Source organism: Streptomyces sp. PsTaAH-137 (assembly GCF_003259365.1).
GTDB lineage: Bacteria > Actinomycetota > Actinomycetes > Streptomycetales > Streptomycetaceae > Streptomyces.
On record NZ_QLLY01000008.1, the window covers coordinates 288161 to 301848 of the forward strand.

The following is a 13688-nucleotide window of genomic DNA, read 5'->3' on the forward strand; positions in this document are numbered from 1 at the left end:
GGCGTTGTCGGGACGAGGCTTCTAGCGGTATGAGGCTTTGGTGCGGATCCGCGAGACGGCGAGCAGGACGAGCAGCGTCGCGGCCATCAGGACCACCGCGATCGCGGAGCCGGTGAACAGCGAGCCGCGGTCGGTGGTCGCGTAGATCTGCACCGGCAGCGGCATCCAGTCCGGCGGGTAGAGCATCATGGTGGCGCTCAACTCGCCCATGGACAGGGCGAAGCAGAGCCCGGCCGCCGCGTTCAGGGACGGCAGCAGCAGGGGCAGCTTCACCTTCCACAGGACGTACGAAGGCCGGGCGCCGAGCGACGCCGCGGCCTGTTCGTAGACCGGGTCGAGACGCACGATGGCGGCCGAGACCGACTGGTAGGCGAACGCCGTGACAAGAATCGTGTGCGCGATGATGACGATCCAGCGGGTGCCGTTGAGCAGCATCGGCGGCTTGCTGAACGCGACGAGCACGGCGAGCCCGACCACGACGGACGGCACGGCGACGGGCAGCACGAACAGCGCGTCCATGGCGCGCCGTCCGCGCTTCCTCAGCGACGCGGCGGCCAGCGCGGCCCACCCGCCGACCAGCAGCGCGAGCACACTCGCCGTGACGGCGGTGACCAGGCTGGTGGTGAGCGCGGTGAGCGAGTCCCCGCTGGTGGCGGCTGAGTAGTGCTCCCCGGTGAACCCGGAGGGCAGGGCCCCGGACCAGTTGCCGGCGAAGGACGCGGCGACGATGACGAGGAGGGGCAGGGCGAAGAGGGGCAGGAAGAGCACGAAGAAGACGGCCCAGGTGGCCCACTTGCCCGGCTTGCTATGCACCAACACGACGGCTCACCACCCGGTAGATCCCGTACAGGCCGACGGAGATGGCCACGTTGACGACCGCCACGACGCAGGCCCCCGGATAGTCCGACTCCAGGATGGCCTTGCTGTACACGAGCATCGGCAACGTGGTGACCCCCTTGGCCCCGGTGAACAGCACGATCCCGAACTCGTTGAGGCACATCACGAGGACCAGCGAGCCGCCGGCGGCCAGCGCGGGCAGTGCCTCGGGCAGGATCACCTGCCGCACGATCCGCGCCGGTCGCGCCCCGAGCGACGAGGCGACCTCCAGCTGAGCCGTCTCCACCTGCGAGAACGCGGCGAGCAGCGGCCGCATCACGAACGGCGTGAAGTACGTGATCTCGGCGAGCAGCACGCCCCACGGCGTGGTGAGGAACTGGAACGGCCCGGTGGCGGCGCCCGTGACGTCCCGCCACAGGCCGTTGGCCATGCCCACCTGCCCGTACACGAACAGCAGCGCGAGCGTGATCAGGAAGGACGGAAAGGAGAGGAAGACGTCGATGAACTTGGCGACGGCCTTCCCGCCCGGGAACGGCACGAACGCGATGATCAGCGCGAGCGCGAACCCGAGGACCAGGCAGCCGATCGTCGAGCCGACGGCCAGCCACACCGTCGTACCGAGCGCCTCGCGGAAGGCCGTCGAGGCGAAGACGTCGCTGTACGGCTTGAGGGAGGTGCCGCCGGTGTCCGGCTGGAGGGACTGCTGGACGACGAGGAAGAGCGGGTAGAGGAAGACGACGGCGAGGGCGACGACCGGCGGCAGCGCCCACACCCAGGCGGGCGCCTTCCTGGGCGACTTGGGCGCGGCCTGCACGGGTACGTCGAGCGTGGCGCTAGTCATCGTCGGCCACCCCCGCGCGGAGCAGCACCGCGTCCTCCGGCGCGAAGTGCACGGTGACCTCTTCGCCGAGCGCGGGCGGCTGCCGCAACTCCCTTACGTCGGCCTTCACCTGGCGCCCGTCCACGTCGACGTACAGCCGGTGGGTGGAGCCCCGCCACTGGACCTCGGCGACGATGCCGGTCAGCGCGTTGGGCCCGTCGCCGAGTCCGACGAGGTGCGGGCGGACGCAGAGGGTGGCGGTGGCACCGGCCGCGATCCCGTCCGTGGACACCTTCAGCTCGGCCTGCCCGAAGGCCGCCGAGCCCGAACCGACGCGTACGGGAAGGAGGTTGGCGCCGCCGACGAAGGAGGCGGTGAACTCGGTGCGCGGGGTGCGGTACAGCTCCTGCGGGGTGCCGACGTCCTGGAGCCGCGCCTTGTCCATGACGGCGATCCGGTCGGCCAGGGTCAGCGCCTCGACCTGGTCGTGGGTGACGTAGAGGATCGACACGTCCGGCAGCTCGCGGTGCAGCCGCGCCAGTTCGCCGAGCATGCCGGAGCGGAGCTGGGCGTCGAGCGCGGACAGCGGTTCGTCGAGGAGCAGCACCCCGGGCCGGATGGCGAGGGCCCGCGCGATGGCGACGCGCTGCTGCTGGCCGCCGGAGAGCTCGCGCGGGTAGCGGCGCGCGTAGGCCGCCATGCCGGTGAGCTCCAGGGCCTCGGCGACCCGGCCGGGTATCTCGGCCTTCGGCACCTTCTGCGCGCGCATCCCGAAGGCGACGTTGTCGGCGACGCGCAGGTGCGGGAAGAGCGCGTAGCTCTGCACGACCATGCCGATCCCGCGACGGTGCGGCGGGAGGTCGGTGACGTCGCGGTCGCCGATGAACACCCGCCCCGACGCCGGTCTGACGAACCCGGCGACGGCGCGCAGGGCGGTGGTCTTGCCGGATCCGGAGGGCCCGAGCAGGGCCAGCACCTCACCGGGCTCGACGGTCAGCTCCAGGGAGTCGAGCACGGTGTTCCCGCCGTACGCGACACAGACCCGGTCGAACCGGATGCCGCTGCGGCCCTGCGTCATCCGGCCTCAACTCCTCTGTCTTCCAGTGCTCTCACGGCGCCCACGCTCCTCAAGCCGGGTGTCCCGAGCCGGTCCACCCGGCAACGGGACGGTGAACGAGCACCCAAGGTTGGCCTAGACCCGTTACGTTCCCGTTATCATCGCGCGTCGAATCGCCTCAACCGGCAGCGGACAAAGGGAAGTTGTCGCCAGCTACCGCTCGTTTCCGCCCAGCCGGGTGGTGAAGGAGAACCGGTCGCCCCGGTACAGCGTCCGCACCCGCTCGGTGGGAGCGCCCCCCGGGTCGTACGAGACGCGGTGGATCAGCAGCATCGGCAGTGCGGGCGGCGTGCCGATGAGCAGCGCCTCGCGCGGGGTGGCGAGCACCGTCTCGATGCGTTCGTCGGCGGAGCCGAAGTCGATGCCGAGGCGTTCGTGGACGTACGAGTAGAAGGACGAGTCGGGGTCGAAGTCCTGGTCGAGGCGCGGCATCCGGGCCACGGGGACGTAGGTGGACTCCAGGCCGACCCGCTCGTCGTCGGCGAGCAGCACGCGCTCCATGTGCCAGACGGGCTCACCGCGCTCCAGGCCGATCTCGGTCGCGAGCGCGGGCGGGCAGGGGAAGCGGTCGAGCCCGATGAGCGTACGGCCGGGCCGTCGGCCCTGGCGGCGCACGCCCTCGGTGTACGAGGCGAGGGAGAGCGGCTGCGCCAGCTTGGGTCCGGCGACGACGGTGCCCCGGCCGCGGCGGCGCAGCCGTCCTTCGAGCAGCAGCTCGCGCAGCGCCTGCCGGACGGTCTCGCGCGAGACGCCGTGCCGGACGGCGAGATCGCGCTCGGTGGGCAGCGTCTCGCCTTCGGCCATCTCGGCGATCAGCGCGTCGAGCTGGGCCTTGACGGCGTAGTACTTGGGGATCCGGCCGTGCTCGGGTATGCCGTCGCGCACAGGGGCGCCGGGGGCCTGGGCGTGCGGGTAGTTCGGGTGGTCCACGCGGGGATGGTCCCAGACGCGGGTGAACGCAGGACGTTCAGTGCCTCGGGGCGCGCAGCCGGCGGGAGCCGAGCACGAGGGCGCCGCCGACGACGAGGAGGGCGCAGGCGGTGGCCCCGAGACCGGCGAGGGAGGCGTTGCGGCCCGTCTCGGCGAGCTGGTCGGGCAGCGACGGGTCCGTCCCGTCCACCGGGGACGGGCTGTCGGAATCGCCGGCGGAACCGGTGTCGGCGATCGTGAACGGGTAGCTGCCGGACTCCCCCACCCAGTCGCCGTCGTCGCCCCGGCGCTGCACGACGGCGGCGTCGGCGACGACCCGTCCGGGCCGGGTGCCCGCGGTGAAGGCGAGCCGGACCTCGACGGTCACGGTCTTGCCCGCGCCGACCGGGAAGCCGGGGAAGCCGTCGTCGAGGACGCCGATGTTCTCGTCCTGGTCGGTGTGTTCGAAGGTCACGGGCCGCCAGCGGGTGCCGTCGTGGAACTCCATCCGGATCTGGCGGGCCTTCAGTCTCCGGTCCCGGTCGACGAGGACGAGGACGGGGTGGATGGCCGAACAGCTCGTGCGGGTGGTGTTGGTGAGCTCGATCGACCAGCGGCTGCGCTCGTCGCCGGGGTGGTAGGTGTCGGGACCCGGGTGGATCCGGGCGTCGACCGGGAAGCGGCTCCCGTCGGCCGCCGCGTCGCAGGACAGATCCCGGGAGAGGTCACGGGAGACCAGGTGGGCGGCCGGGCCCCCGCTGTGCGCCGTCGCCGGGGGCGGTCCGGTGAGGGCGAGGGCGGCGGCGGTCGCGGTGATGCCGAGGGCGATCGGACGGCGCAGTCGCATGCGGGGCCTTTGCTGGTCCGGGGTCGAGCGGTCGCGGGCACGGCCTCCGCCGTGGCCCCGCACGCTGCCACGCCCGCCCGGCGCGACGGGCGCGCCACGACGGCCGATGACCCGATCAGCATCAAATAGCCGGGGAACGGCCCCCTATCGGACCAGCGGGTCAGCCCTGGCGGGCGGCCGGGAACGCCCCGTCGCCCCGGCCGAAGAGCGGCGCGAGGATCAGCTGGGCGGCGCCCTCGACGACGAGTCCGGCGCCGCCGGGCGCCCCGCGCACCGGTATCGGCCCGCACCCGCCGCGCGCCGCCCGCGCCTGAAGCACCGCGCCGACCCCGCGCACGAACCGCTCCTCGGCGCCGAACACGGTCCGCCCGCCGAGCAGCACGGCGTCGATGTCGAGCAGGCTCACCAGATTCCCGGCGCCTTCGCCGAGCACCCGCGCGGCCTCGTCCAGACCGCCCCCGGTGCCGAGTGCGACGGCGGCCAGGCACAGCGCCTCGATGCAGCCGCGGTTGCCGCAGTCGCACAGCGGTCCGTCGAGCTGGATGACCTGGTGGCCGAATTCCCCGGCCCCGGTCCGCGCGCCGCGATAGAGCGTGCCGCCGAGGACGAGCCCGGCGCCGAGTCCGGTCCCGAGGTGCAGGTAGACGAAGGAGCGGGCGCCGTCCCCGGCCGCGCCGAGGGCGAGGCCGAGCGCGGCGGCGTTGGTGTCCTTGTCGACGACGACCGGGAGCCCGAGCCGCTCGGTGAGCGCGTCGCGCAGCGGGAACCCGTCCCACTGCGGAAACCCGGTGACCCGGTGCAGCACACCGTCGGCGTGGTCGAGCGGGCCGGGAACGGCGACGCCGACGCCGAGCGCCTGCCCCTGGGCGACCCCGCCGAGCAGCTGGTCCACCTCGCAGGCCGCGGCGGCGAGGACGGCCTCGGCGCCCGCGCCCAGGTCGAGCGGGGCCCGCCGGGTCGCGACGACCGCCCCGGACAGATCGGTCAGGACGGTGTGCAGTTCGTCGCGGTCCAGGTGCAGGCCCACCGCGTGTCCGGCGTCCGCGACGAGCCGCAGCACCGTGCGCGGCTTGCCGCCGGTGGAGGCCCGGCGCCCCGCCTCGACGACAAGCCCCTCACCTCTCAGCCGGGCGGTGATCTTGCTGACGGCCTGCGGGGTCAGGCCGGTGCGCTCGGCGAGCGAGAGCCGGCTGATGCCGTGCTCCCCCGCGCCGCGCAGCAGGTCGAGCACGAGCGCGGCGTTGTGCCCGCGCAGGGCGGTCAGGTTCACACCGGCGGTGGGCTGCACATGCTGGGCATGCGTGACATGCGTGTTCACCCCGCCATTGTCCCTCCCGCTTGCACTTTGGCAACAGCGTTGTTTAAGTGGACGGCATGACTGGTACGAGTGCTTCTCTCCGTGTGGGCCTGATCGGCTACGGCCTCGCGGGCTCCGTCTTCCACGCCCCGCTGATCGCCGCGACCGAGGGCCTGACCCTCGACACGGTCGTCACCTCGAACCCGGAGCGGCAGGCCCAGGCCCGCGCCGAGCACGGCGACGGGCTGCGCTTCGCGGCCTCCCCGGACGAGCTGTGGGAGCGGGCCGGCGAGCTGGACCTGATCGTGATCGCGTCCCCGAACAAGACGCACGTACCGCTCGCGAAGGCCGCGCTGGAGGCCGGTCTCCCGGTCGTCGTCGACAAACCGGTGGCGGGCACGGCCGCCGAGGCCCGCGAGCTGGCGGCGCTCGCCGAGGAGCGCGGGCTGCTGCTCTCGGTCTTCCAGAACCGCCGCTGGGACAACGACTTCCTGACCCTTCAGGACCTCCTGAAGGACGGCGAGCTGGGTGACGTGTGGCGCTTCGAGTCGCGCTTCGAGCGCTGGCGCCCGCAGCCCAAGGGCGGCTGGCGCGAGTCGGGGAACCCGGAGGAGATCGGCGGTCTGCTCTACGACCTCGGCAGCCACGTCGTCGACCAGGCGCTGGTCCTCTTCGGCCCGGCCGTCTCCGTCTACGCCGAGTCCGACGTCCGGCGCGCGGGCGCCGAGGCGGACGACGACACGTTCATCGCGATCACGCACGCGAACGGCGTCCGCTCGCACCTCTACGTCTCGGCGACCACGGCCCAGCTCGGCCCGCGCTTCCGCGTGCTCGGCTCGCAGGCCGGTTACGTGAAGTACGGCCTCGACCCCCAGGAGGCGGCCCTGCGCGACGGCAAGCGCCCGGTGGCCGGTGAGCCGTGGGGTGTGGAGTGCGAGTCGATGTGGGGCCGGGTCGGTTCCGGCGAGTCCCCGCTGACCGGCGGCGGCCGCCCGCGTCCCACGGCCGACGGCGACTACCCCGCGTACTACGCCGCCGTCGCCGCGGCCCTGCGCGACGGCGCCCCGAACCCGGTGCCCGCCACCCAGGCGGCGGACGCCCTCGACGTCCTCGAAGCGGCCCGCCGCTCCGCCGACGAGAAGGTGACGGTGGCCCTGTGAGCACCCCTACCGCCCCCGACATCGCCGCCCTGGAGGAGCAGGAGAGCCGCCTGGTCCTCGACTCCTTCGGCCACGACGACGCCTGGCGGCTCGGGAACCTCCTGGTGGAGCTGGCCCGCGAGCGGCAGGCGCCGGTCGCGATCGACATCACGCGCTCCGGCCAGCAGCTCTTCCACGCGGCGCTGCCCGGCTCGACGCCGGACAACGACGCGTGGATCGCCCGCAAGCGCCGGGTCGTGGAGCGCTACCAGGTCTCGTCGCTGCTGGTCGGCACCCGTTTCCGGGCCAAGGGCACGACGTTCGAGGACTCGTCCCGCCTCGACCTGGACACGTACGCGGCGCACGGCGGGGCCTTCCCGCTGACCGTGCGCGGCGCGGGCGTCGTCGGCACCGTCGTCGTCTCGGGCCTCCCCCAGGTCGAGGACCACGCCCTCGTGGTGGAGGCCCTGAGCCGCTTCATCGACGCGGGCTGATCACCGGCCCGGTCCTCATCGGCGCGAGCCGGCCCCGCGCTGCCTGCGTGCCGCTCCCGCGATCGCCGCGCCCGCCGTCAGGGCGGCCGCGGCGATCCCGCCGAGCACCACGACACCCGCGGGCGACCCGGTCTCGGCGAGTTCCCCGCCCCCGCCCCCGCCCGTTCCGCCGCCGGTCGTCGCCGTTCCGGGCGTGCTGTCGGAGGGGCTGGGCGTGGGAGTCGGGGTCGGGGTCGGAGTCGGTGTGGGCGTCGGAGTCGGTGTGGGGGTCGGCGTAGGAGTAGGCGTCGGGGTGGGAGTAGGTGTCGGGGTGGGGGTCGGCGTAGGCGTGGGAGTAGGTGTGGGTGTCGGCGTGGGAGTCGGCGTGACGGGCTCCTCGCAGGACGGCAGGTCGCCCACGAACGGATACGCGTGGAACTCCTGGCCACCGCCGCCCCCGGCCGACGACGCGTGGGTGAGCGAACCGGCGGTGTAGAAGCGCCCGTTGAACCCGGACATGGTCACCGTGGTCGTGCTCGCCGGGTTGCCCACGAGGGTGCTGCCGGAGAACTGGGTGGTGCCGGCGAGGGTCACGTCCGTGGCGTCGGGGAAGTTCCACAGCAGCCGGTCGCGGAGTGCGGCCGGGAGCATCGACTCGTACGTGTTGATCTCCCGTGCGTCCCCGTAGACGTTGACCAGGACGGTGGCGCCGGACGGGATCCCGGCGAACGAGAAGCCCTGCTGGCCGCCGCTCCGGCTGACCAGGTCGAAGTCGACGTCGAAGATCTGGATCGCGGAGCTGCCGTCGCCGGTGAAGACGGTGGTGCTGCCGTCGTTCACGGCCGTGCCGGTCGCGGTGCGGCGGGCGGCGCCGTCGTACGCGTAGCAGTGGCTGGCGTCCTGCAACTGCTTGCGCAGCGCCGTGTAGGGAGCCGTGGCGTCGGCGTCGCGGATGTGGTCGGTCTCGACGGTGCCGGTGAGCGTGCCCGCGTGCCGTACGTCGCCGTGGGCGCTGGCGTCCTCCACGGCGAGGCGCTCGCCGGAGCCGACGGTGACGTTCCCGCCGACGGTGAGGAAGTCGGTGCCGTCCGGGGGCGGGACGCGCGAGCCGACGCCCGCGACGCCCACGTTGTAGATCTGCGAGACCCCGGGGTCCTTGTCCTGGTCGAAGTCACCGAGCACGACGACCTTGCCCTCGGCCTCGGCGGCGGAGCGCCGGACGAGCATGTCCCCGCCGACGAAGACGTTGATGTTGCTGTCCCGCCCGGCCGGGGCCCCGTTGTTCGGGTCCGGGTACGCGTCGGGGCACAGACTTCCCAGACAGGGCCCGAGCCCACCCGGCAGCGGCTCGGCGACAGCGACCCCGGCCGCGCCCCCGACCAGCAGGGCCGCCATGGCGGCGACGGACATACGCGCGCTGATTTTTCCCATAGGCGCACTATGTGAACACCCCCCGCCCCCAGAAAGCAGCCACGCCCCGAGGGGCCCCCGAACGGGGGCCCTGAAGGGGCCCCTGGGGCCGCACGAAGTGCGCCCTCAGGGGCGCGGGGAACTGCGCGACCAGCCACGACGGCGCAGCACCCGACCGACAACCCGGGGAGCGAGCGAAGCGAGCCCTGAAGGGGCGCGGGGAACTGCGCGAGAAGCGCCCACCGGCCCGCACCCGCCAACGCCCCCACACGAACCCGGCGAAGAGGCGCACCGGCCCCCCGAGCGGACAGCGACTAGGCCGGCTTGAGTTCCTGCCGCTGCCGCCCCAGCCCCTCGATCTCCAGCTCCACCACATCCCCGGCCCGCAGATACGGCTTCGGCTCCGGCTGCCCCATGGCAACCCCCGCCGGCGTCCCGGTGTTGATGACATCCCCGGGATACAGGGTCATGAACTGCGATACGTAGCGCACGACTTCCGCCACGGAGAAGATCTGGTCGGCGGTGCTGCCGTCCTGCTTCAGCTCGCCGTTGACCCACAGCTTCAGCCCGAGCGCCTGCGGGTCGGCCACCTCGTCGGGCGTCACCAGCCACGGCCCGAGCGGGTTGAACGTCTCGCAGTTCTTGCCCTTGTCCCAGGTGCCGCCGCGCTCGATCTGGAACTCGCGCTCGGACACGTCGTGCGCGACCGCGTACCCGCCGACGCAGGCGAGCGCGGCCTCGTGGGACTCGACGTAGCGGGCCGTACGTCCGATGACCACGGCCAGCTCCACCTCCCAGTCGGTCTTGGTGGAGCGGCGCGGAACGAGCACGTTGTCGTGCGGGCCGACCACGGTGTCCGCCGCCTTGAAGAAGACGACGGGCTCGGCGGGCGGCTCGGCGCCGGTCTCGGCGGCGTGGTCGTGGTAGTTGAGGCCGATGCACACGACCTTGCCGATCCGGCCCACCGGCGGACCGATGCGCAGGCCCGCGGGATCAAGGACGGGCAGCTCCCCGGAGGCGGCAGCGGCCCGTACCCGGTCCAGCGCGGCGTCGTCCGCGAGCAGTGCTCCGTCGACGTCCGGGACGAGTCCCGACAGGGCGCGGAGGGTTCCCTCGGCGTCGAGCAGCGCGGGGCGCTCGGCTCCGGCGGGTCCGACTCGCAGCAGCTTCATGGTGTAACTCCCTCTGATCTAGGAGGAGCCTCCATGGCAAGGTGCGGCCTCAGCCATCGGAGGTCTGGTCGATCCTCCAAGTTCGGCGTCCAGTCCGCAATACCCCGTTCACGGACTGGACCGGACCCGCACCCCGCCTCACACGGGTCAGAAGGATCAGACGGGAAGCGCCGCCGCGCCCGCGTACGGCATGTCGCGGTAGAGGGCGGCGCGTTCGATGGCGCTCCAGGTCGTCGAGGTGACGATGTAGAGCGCGGCGGCGAGCGGCACGTAGGCCACCGAGAAGAGGGTCATGAAGGACATCAGCGGCATGAACTTCGTCATCGCGCCCATGCCCGGCACCTGCGGCTGGTCCGAGGCGGGCGTGGCGGCCGCGGACAGTGCCATCTGCCGCTTGGTGCGCCGGTAGTTGAAGGTCGCCACGGCCGCGACGAGCACGAACAGCGCCACATACACGAGCCCCTGCGCCCCGAACAGCCCGCCGTGCGCGAGCGCGTCCTTGAACCGCCCGCCGAGCGGCGCGGCCCCGAGGGTGTGCCCGAGCAGGCCGTTGGGCTCGCCGCCGATGCTGCCGTTGGAGAACAGGTGGTAGAGCAGGAAGAACGCCGGCATCTGGCACAGCATCGGCAGGCACCCGGAGAGCGGGGACACCTTCTCCTCGCGGTGCAGTTCCATGATCGCCTTCTGGAGCGCCTCAGGGTTCTTCTTGTGCTTCTTGCGCAGCTCGGCGATGCGCGGCTGAAGCTTCAGCCGCTCGCGCTGGCCCCGGGCACCGGCCCGCGACAGGGGATGGACGAGGAGTCGTACGAGCGCGGTGAACAGGACGATCGCGGCGGCGGTCGCCGACGCGTGGAACAGCGGCTGGAGCAGGGTCGCCAAGTGCTCGACGAGGCTGGCGAAAACGGACATGAACGACGACATGGATGAGCCCTCCGGGGGTCTCGTCGTGCCGGAAACGGAAGAGGTTTCGGCGTGACGGACCACAGGCCCGGCAGGAGGAACTGCGAGGTCAGCGGCCCGTCGGGACGAGACGTCCGGGCGCTCGGGGCCGGGTGCGCCCCCGTGCGTCGGGATCGCGCTGCGGCAGGAAGGCGGTGCGGTGCTCGCGGTCCCGCATGGCCGTGCGTACCCGGGTGGGCGGCACGGCGGGCGCGGAGCGCGCGGTGAGCACGGAGCAGACGGCGAGCGCGGAGCCCGCGGCGGCGGTCGCGGCGAGCGCGACGGCCCCGGCGAGGCTGCCGGTGTCGACGAGCACGGACTCGACGAGGAGGAAGAGCAGCAGGGCTGCCGGGCGCAGGGTCGTGGACCACGTACTCGTACGGAACATGCGCCGCCCTCCTCTCGCTCCTCGGCCTACCGGTCGGCGTCCTGCCAGTTATACAGCTATCCGGCCTCGGTCACGACGGGCTGGAGGAGGCGCCGGGGCGCGAGCAGGGCGCGGCTGACCGGATCGGCGGGGTCGGGGTCGAGCCCCGCGCCCGGCAGCATCTCGACCTCCTCAAGCGGCACAAGGCCCCCGCAGGCCGGGCAGTCCCCGAGGACGCCGAGCGCCGTCCCGCACACGACGTGCCGGAACTCACGCATCGGCAGGGCGCCGGGGATGCCCCGTCCCCAGGCGCCGAGCGAGCGCAGCACCGGCCACAGTTCGCGCCCGCGCTCGGTGACGACGTACTCGTCGCGCGGCGGCGACTCCTGGTAGCGGCGCTTCTCCAGGATCCCGGCGGCGGTGAGGGTCTGGAGGCGGGCGGCGAGGACGGCGCGCGGGATGCCCAGGTGCACGAGGAAGTCGTTGTAGCGCCGGACGCCGTAGAGGGCGTCGCGCACGACGAGCAGGGTCCAGCGCTCGCCGACGATCTCCAGCGCGCGGGCGATGGAGCACTCCTGGGTCACGTAGTCCTTGCCGAGAGCCATGCCTCCCACTCTAGCCATTTCCCGACCGTAGGTTCAATGACCGAACCAACCGTGCTACGTTCATCGGGCACGCCAAGTTCATTCACTGAACCCACTTCTGGATGGCCGACCCATGTCCCAGCCCGTCCGTACGGAACCCGCACCGGTCCTCGCCCGCCCCGCGGCGCGCGAGCCCCGCCCGGCCGCCACTCTCGCCGTGACGAGCGCGGCGACCGCGGTGGCCCTGATGACGTACACCGCGCCGATGGTCACGCTCGGCGACACGGCCGCGTCCCTGCACACCGGCCTGTCCGCGCAGGCCTGGCTCCTGAACGGCACCCCGCTCGGCCTCGCCGCGCTGCTCCTGGTCGCGGGCAGCCTGGCCGACGACTACGGGCGCCGCCGCGCGTTCCTGCTCGGCACCTTCGCGCTCGGGCTGACGACGGCGCTGGGCGCGCTGGCCCCGAACACCCTGCTGTTCACGCTCGCCCGGATCGCGCAGGGCGCGGCGTCGGCGGCGATCCTGGCCGCGAGCCTGGGCCTGCTCGTGCACGCCTTCCCGACGCTTTCCGGGCGGATCCGGGCGACGGGAGTCTGGGGCGCGTTCGTCAGCGGCGGCATCGCGCTCGGTCCGGTCGTCACGGGTTACGTGTCCCAGGTCGCCGACTGGCGCTGGGCGTACGGCACGCTCGCGGCGGCCGCGCTGCTCGTCGCCGGTCTGGCCCCGCGCTCGCTCACCGAGTCCCGCTCGCCCCGGGCCGGCCGCCCCGACCTGCCCGGCGCCCTCACGCTCGGCCTCGCCCTGACCGCACTGCTCGCCGCGCTGACGCTGGGCCGCGACGGGTGGCTGCGGGTGCCGGTCGGCGCTCTGCTGGCGGCGACGGTGGTGCTCCTCGCGGTGTTCGTCGCCGTGGAGCACAAGGGCTCCACCCCCATGCTGGACCTGAGCCTCCTGCGCCGCCCGCTCTTCCTGGCCTCGACGACCGGCGCCTTCTTCACGGGCCTCTCGGTCATCGCGCTCTTCAGCTACGTCCCGACGCTGGTCCAGCGCACGATGGGGCTGACGCCCATGGACACGGCGATCCTGCTGGTGCTCTGGTCCGGCGCCGGCTTCACGGTGGCCCTCCAGGCGCGCCGCCTGTCCGGCCGGGTCTCCCCGCGCCATCAACTGGCCGTAGGTTTCGCCCTGCACGCGGCGGCCGCGCTGACCCTCCTGGGCGCGGCGGGCTCGGCCCACTGGCCCCGCCTCCTCCCCGGCCTGCTCCTCTCCGGCATCGGCAGCGGCCTCCTCAACGCGGCGCTGCCACTCCTCGCCGTGGAGTCGGTCCCGCAGGGCCGCGCCGCCATGGGCTCGGGCGCCAGCAACACGGCCCGCTACATAGGCTCAGCGGCAGGCGTCTCCCTGACAATCGCCCTGGCCACCTCCGGAGGAACCTCCGCCCACGCCCTGTCGAAGGGCATGAACACGTCCCTGATCGTCTCGGCGACGCTGGCGGTGGCGGCGGGTGCGCTGCTGCTGACCTTGCGGGAGCGCCGTTCCAGCACGCCTTGAGTGCGGCTGGTCGCGCAGTTCCCCGCGCCCCTGAAAACCAGTTCGTCACGCGCGGCTCTCGTCGTGGCTGGTCGCGCAGTTCCCCGCGCCCCTGAAGGCCGCGCTTCGCGCGCCTTCCCCTGAGCGAGCGAAGCTCGCTTCAGGGGCGCGGGGAACTGCGCGAGAAGCGGCCACCGGGCCGCACGTAGCAACGAACCCCCCGTGGGGCAGACGCCGATCTTCCAG

At 73.1% G+C, this 13688-nt stretch carries 14 protein-coding genes; 3 read left to right on the forward strand and 11 right to left on the reverse strand.

What is annotated here, in order from left to right:
* Nucleotides 1–21: 21 nt before the first annotated feature.
* The 6 genes from K377_RS20110 to K377_RS20135 all read right to left on the reverse strand — a co-directional run bounded on the left by K377_RS20110 (nucleotide 22) and on the right by K377_RS20135 (nucleotide 5848).
* Nucleotides 22–819, reverse strand: a complete 798-nt coding sequence (locus tag K377_RS20110) for an ABC transporter permease (RefSeq protein ID WP_111664800.1) — start codon at nucleotides 817–819, stop codon at nucleotides 22–24.
* Entirely contained in the window at nucleotides 806–1678 is an 873-nt protein-coding gene (locus K377_RS20115) for a 2-aminoethylphosphonate ABC transporter permease subunit (RefSeq protein ID WP_111664801.1), read from the reverse strand. Before K377_RS20115 ends, K377_RS20110 begins: the two co-directional genes overlap by 14 nt.
* Nucleotides 1671–2735, reverse strand: a complete 1065-nt coding sequence (locus K377_RS20120; protein WP_111664802.1) for an ABC transporter ATP-binding protein — start codon at nucleotides 2733–2735, stop codon at nucleotides 1671–1673. The genes K377_RS20115 and K377_RS20120 overlap by 8 nt, the downstream gene beginning before the upstream one ends.
* Nucleotides 2736–2927: 192 nt before the next feature.
* Nucleotides 2928–3704, reverse strand: a complete 777-nt coding sequence (locus K377_RS20125) for a GntR family transcriptional regulator (RefSeq protein ID WP_111664803.1) — start codon at nucleotides 3702–3704, stop codon at nucleotides 2928–2930.
* A gap of 37 nt (nucleotides 3705–3741) precedes the next feature.
* Nucleotides 3742–4530, reverse strand: coding sequence for a hypothetical protein (locus K377_RS20130; protein WP_111664804.1), 789 nt, complete (start codon nucleotides 4528–4530; stop codon nucleotides 3742–3744).
* A 160-nt stretch (nucleotides 4531–4690) separates the two neighbouring features.
* Entirely contained in the window at nucleotides 4691–5848 is a 1158-nt protein-coding gene (locus K377_RS20135; protein WP_111664805.1) for an ROK family transcriptional regulator, read from the reverse strand.
* A gap of 56 nt (nucleotides 5849–5904) precedes the next feature.
* Here K377_RS20135 and K377_RS20140 point away from each other — a divergent pair, with 56 nt between their 5' ends.
* Together K377_RS20140 and K377_RS20145 are read left to right on the forward strand one after the other, a co-directional pair.
* Complete coding sequence (locus K377_RS20140) at nucleotides 5905–6987, forward strand: Gfo/Idh/MocA family oxidoreductase (RefSeq protein WP_111664806.1); 1083 nt, start codon at nucleotides 5905–5907, stop codon at nucleotides 6985–6987.
* Nucleotides 6984–7460, forward strand: coding sequence for a heme-degrading domain-containing protein (locus K377_RS20145; RefSeq protein ID WP_111664807.1), 477 nt, complete (start codon nucleotides 6984–6986; stop codon nucleotides 7458–7460). Before K377_RS20140 ends, K377_RS20145 begins: the two co-directional genes overlap by 4 nt.
* A 15-nt stretch (nucleotides 7461–7475) precedes the next feature.
* Here K377_RS20145 and K377_RS20150 read toward each other — a convergent pair whose 3' ends face one another.
* From K377_RS20150 to K377_RS20170, 5 genes are all read right to left on the reverse strand, one after another.
* Nucleotides 7476–8870: a choice-of-anchor A family protein gene (locus K377_RS20150; protein ID WP_202455187.1), complete on the reverse strand. Its 1395-nt coding sequence runs from the start codon at nucleotides 8868–8870 to the stop codon at nucleotides 7476–7478.
* Between the two features lie 293 nt (nucleotides 8871–9163).
* The gene (locus K377_RS20155) at nucleotides 9164–10021 is read right to left on the reverse strand and encodes a fumarylacetoacetate hydrolase family protein (RefSeq protein WP_111664809.1); all 858 of its coding nucleotides are present in this window, start codon (nucleotides 10019–10021) and stop codon (nucleotides 9164–9166) included.
* A 156-nt stretch (nucleotides 10022–10177) separates the two neighbouring features.
* The gene (locus K377_RS20160) at nucleotides 10178–10942 is read right to left on the reverse strand and encodes a YidC/Oxa1 family membrane protein insertase (protein ID WP_111664810.1); all 765 of its coding nucleotides are present in this window, start codon (nucleotides 10940–10942) and stop codon (nucleotides 10178–10180) included.
* A gap of 88 nt (nucleotides 10943–11030) precedes the next feature.
* Nucleotides 11031–11348, reverse strand: coding sequence for a DUF6412 domain-containing protein (locus tag K377_RS20165; RefSeq protein WP_111664811.1), 318 nt, complete (start codon nucleotides 11346–11348; stop codon nucleotides 11031–11033).
* Between the two features lie 56 nt (nucleotides 11349–11404).
* A complete protein-coding gene (locus tag K377_RS20170) occupies nucleotides 11405–11932 on the reverse strand; it encodes a helix-turn-helix domain-containing protein (protein WP_111664812.1) in 528 nt (175 codons plus the stop codon).
* A 112-nt stretch (nucleotides 11933–12044) separates the two neighbouring features.
* Between K377_RS20170 and K377_RS20175 the strand changes: the two genes are divergently transcribed.
* A complete protein-coding gene (locus tag K377_RS20175; protein WP_111664813.1) occupies nucleotides 12045–13463 on the forward strand; it encodes an MFS transporter in 1419 nt (472 codons plus the stop codon).
* Nucleotides 13464–13688: the final 225 nt, after the last annotated feature.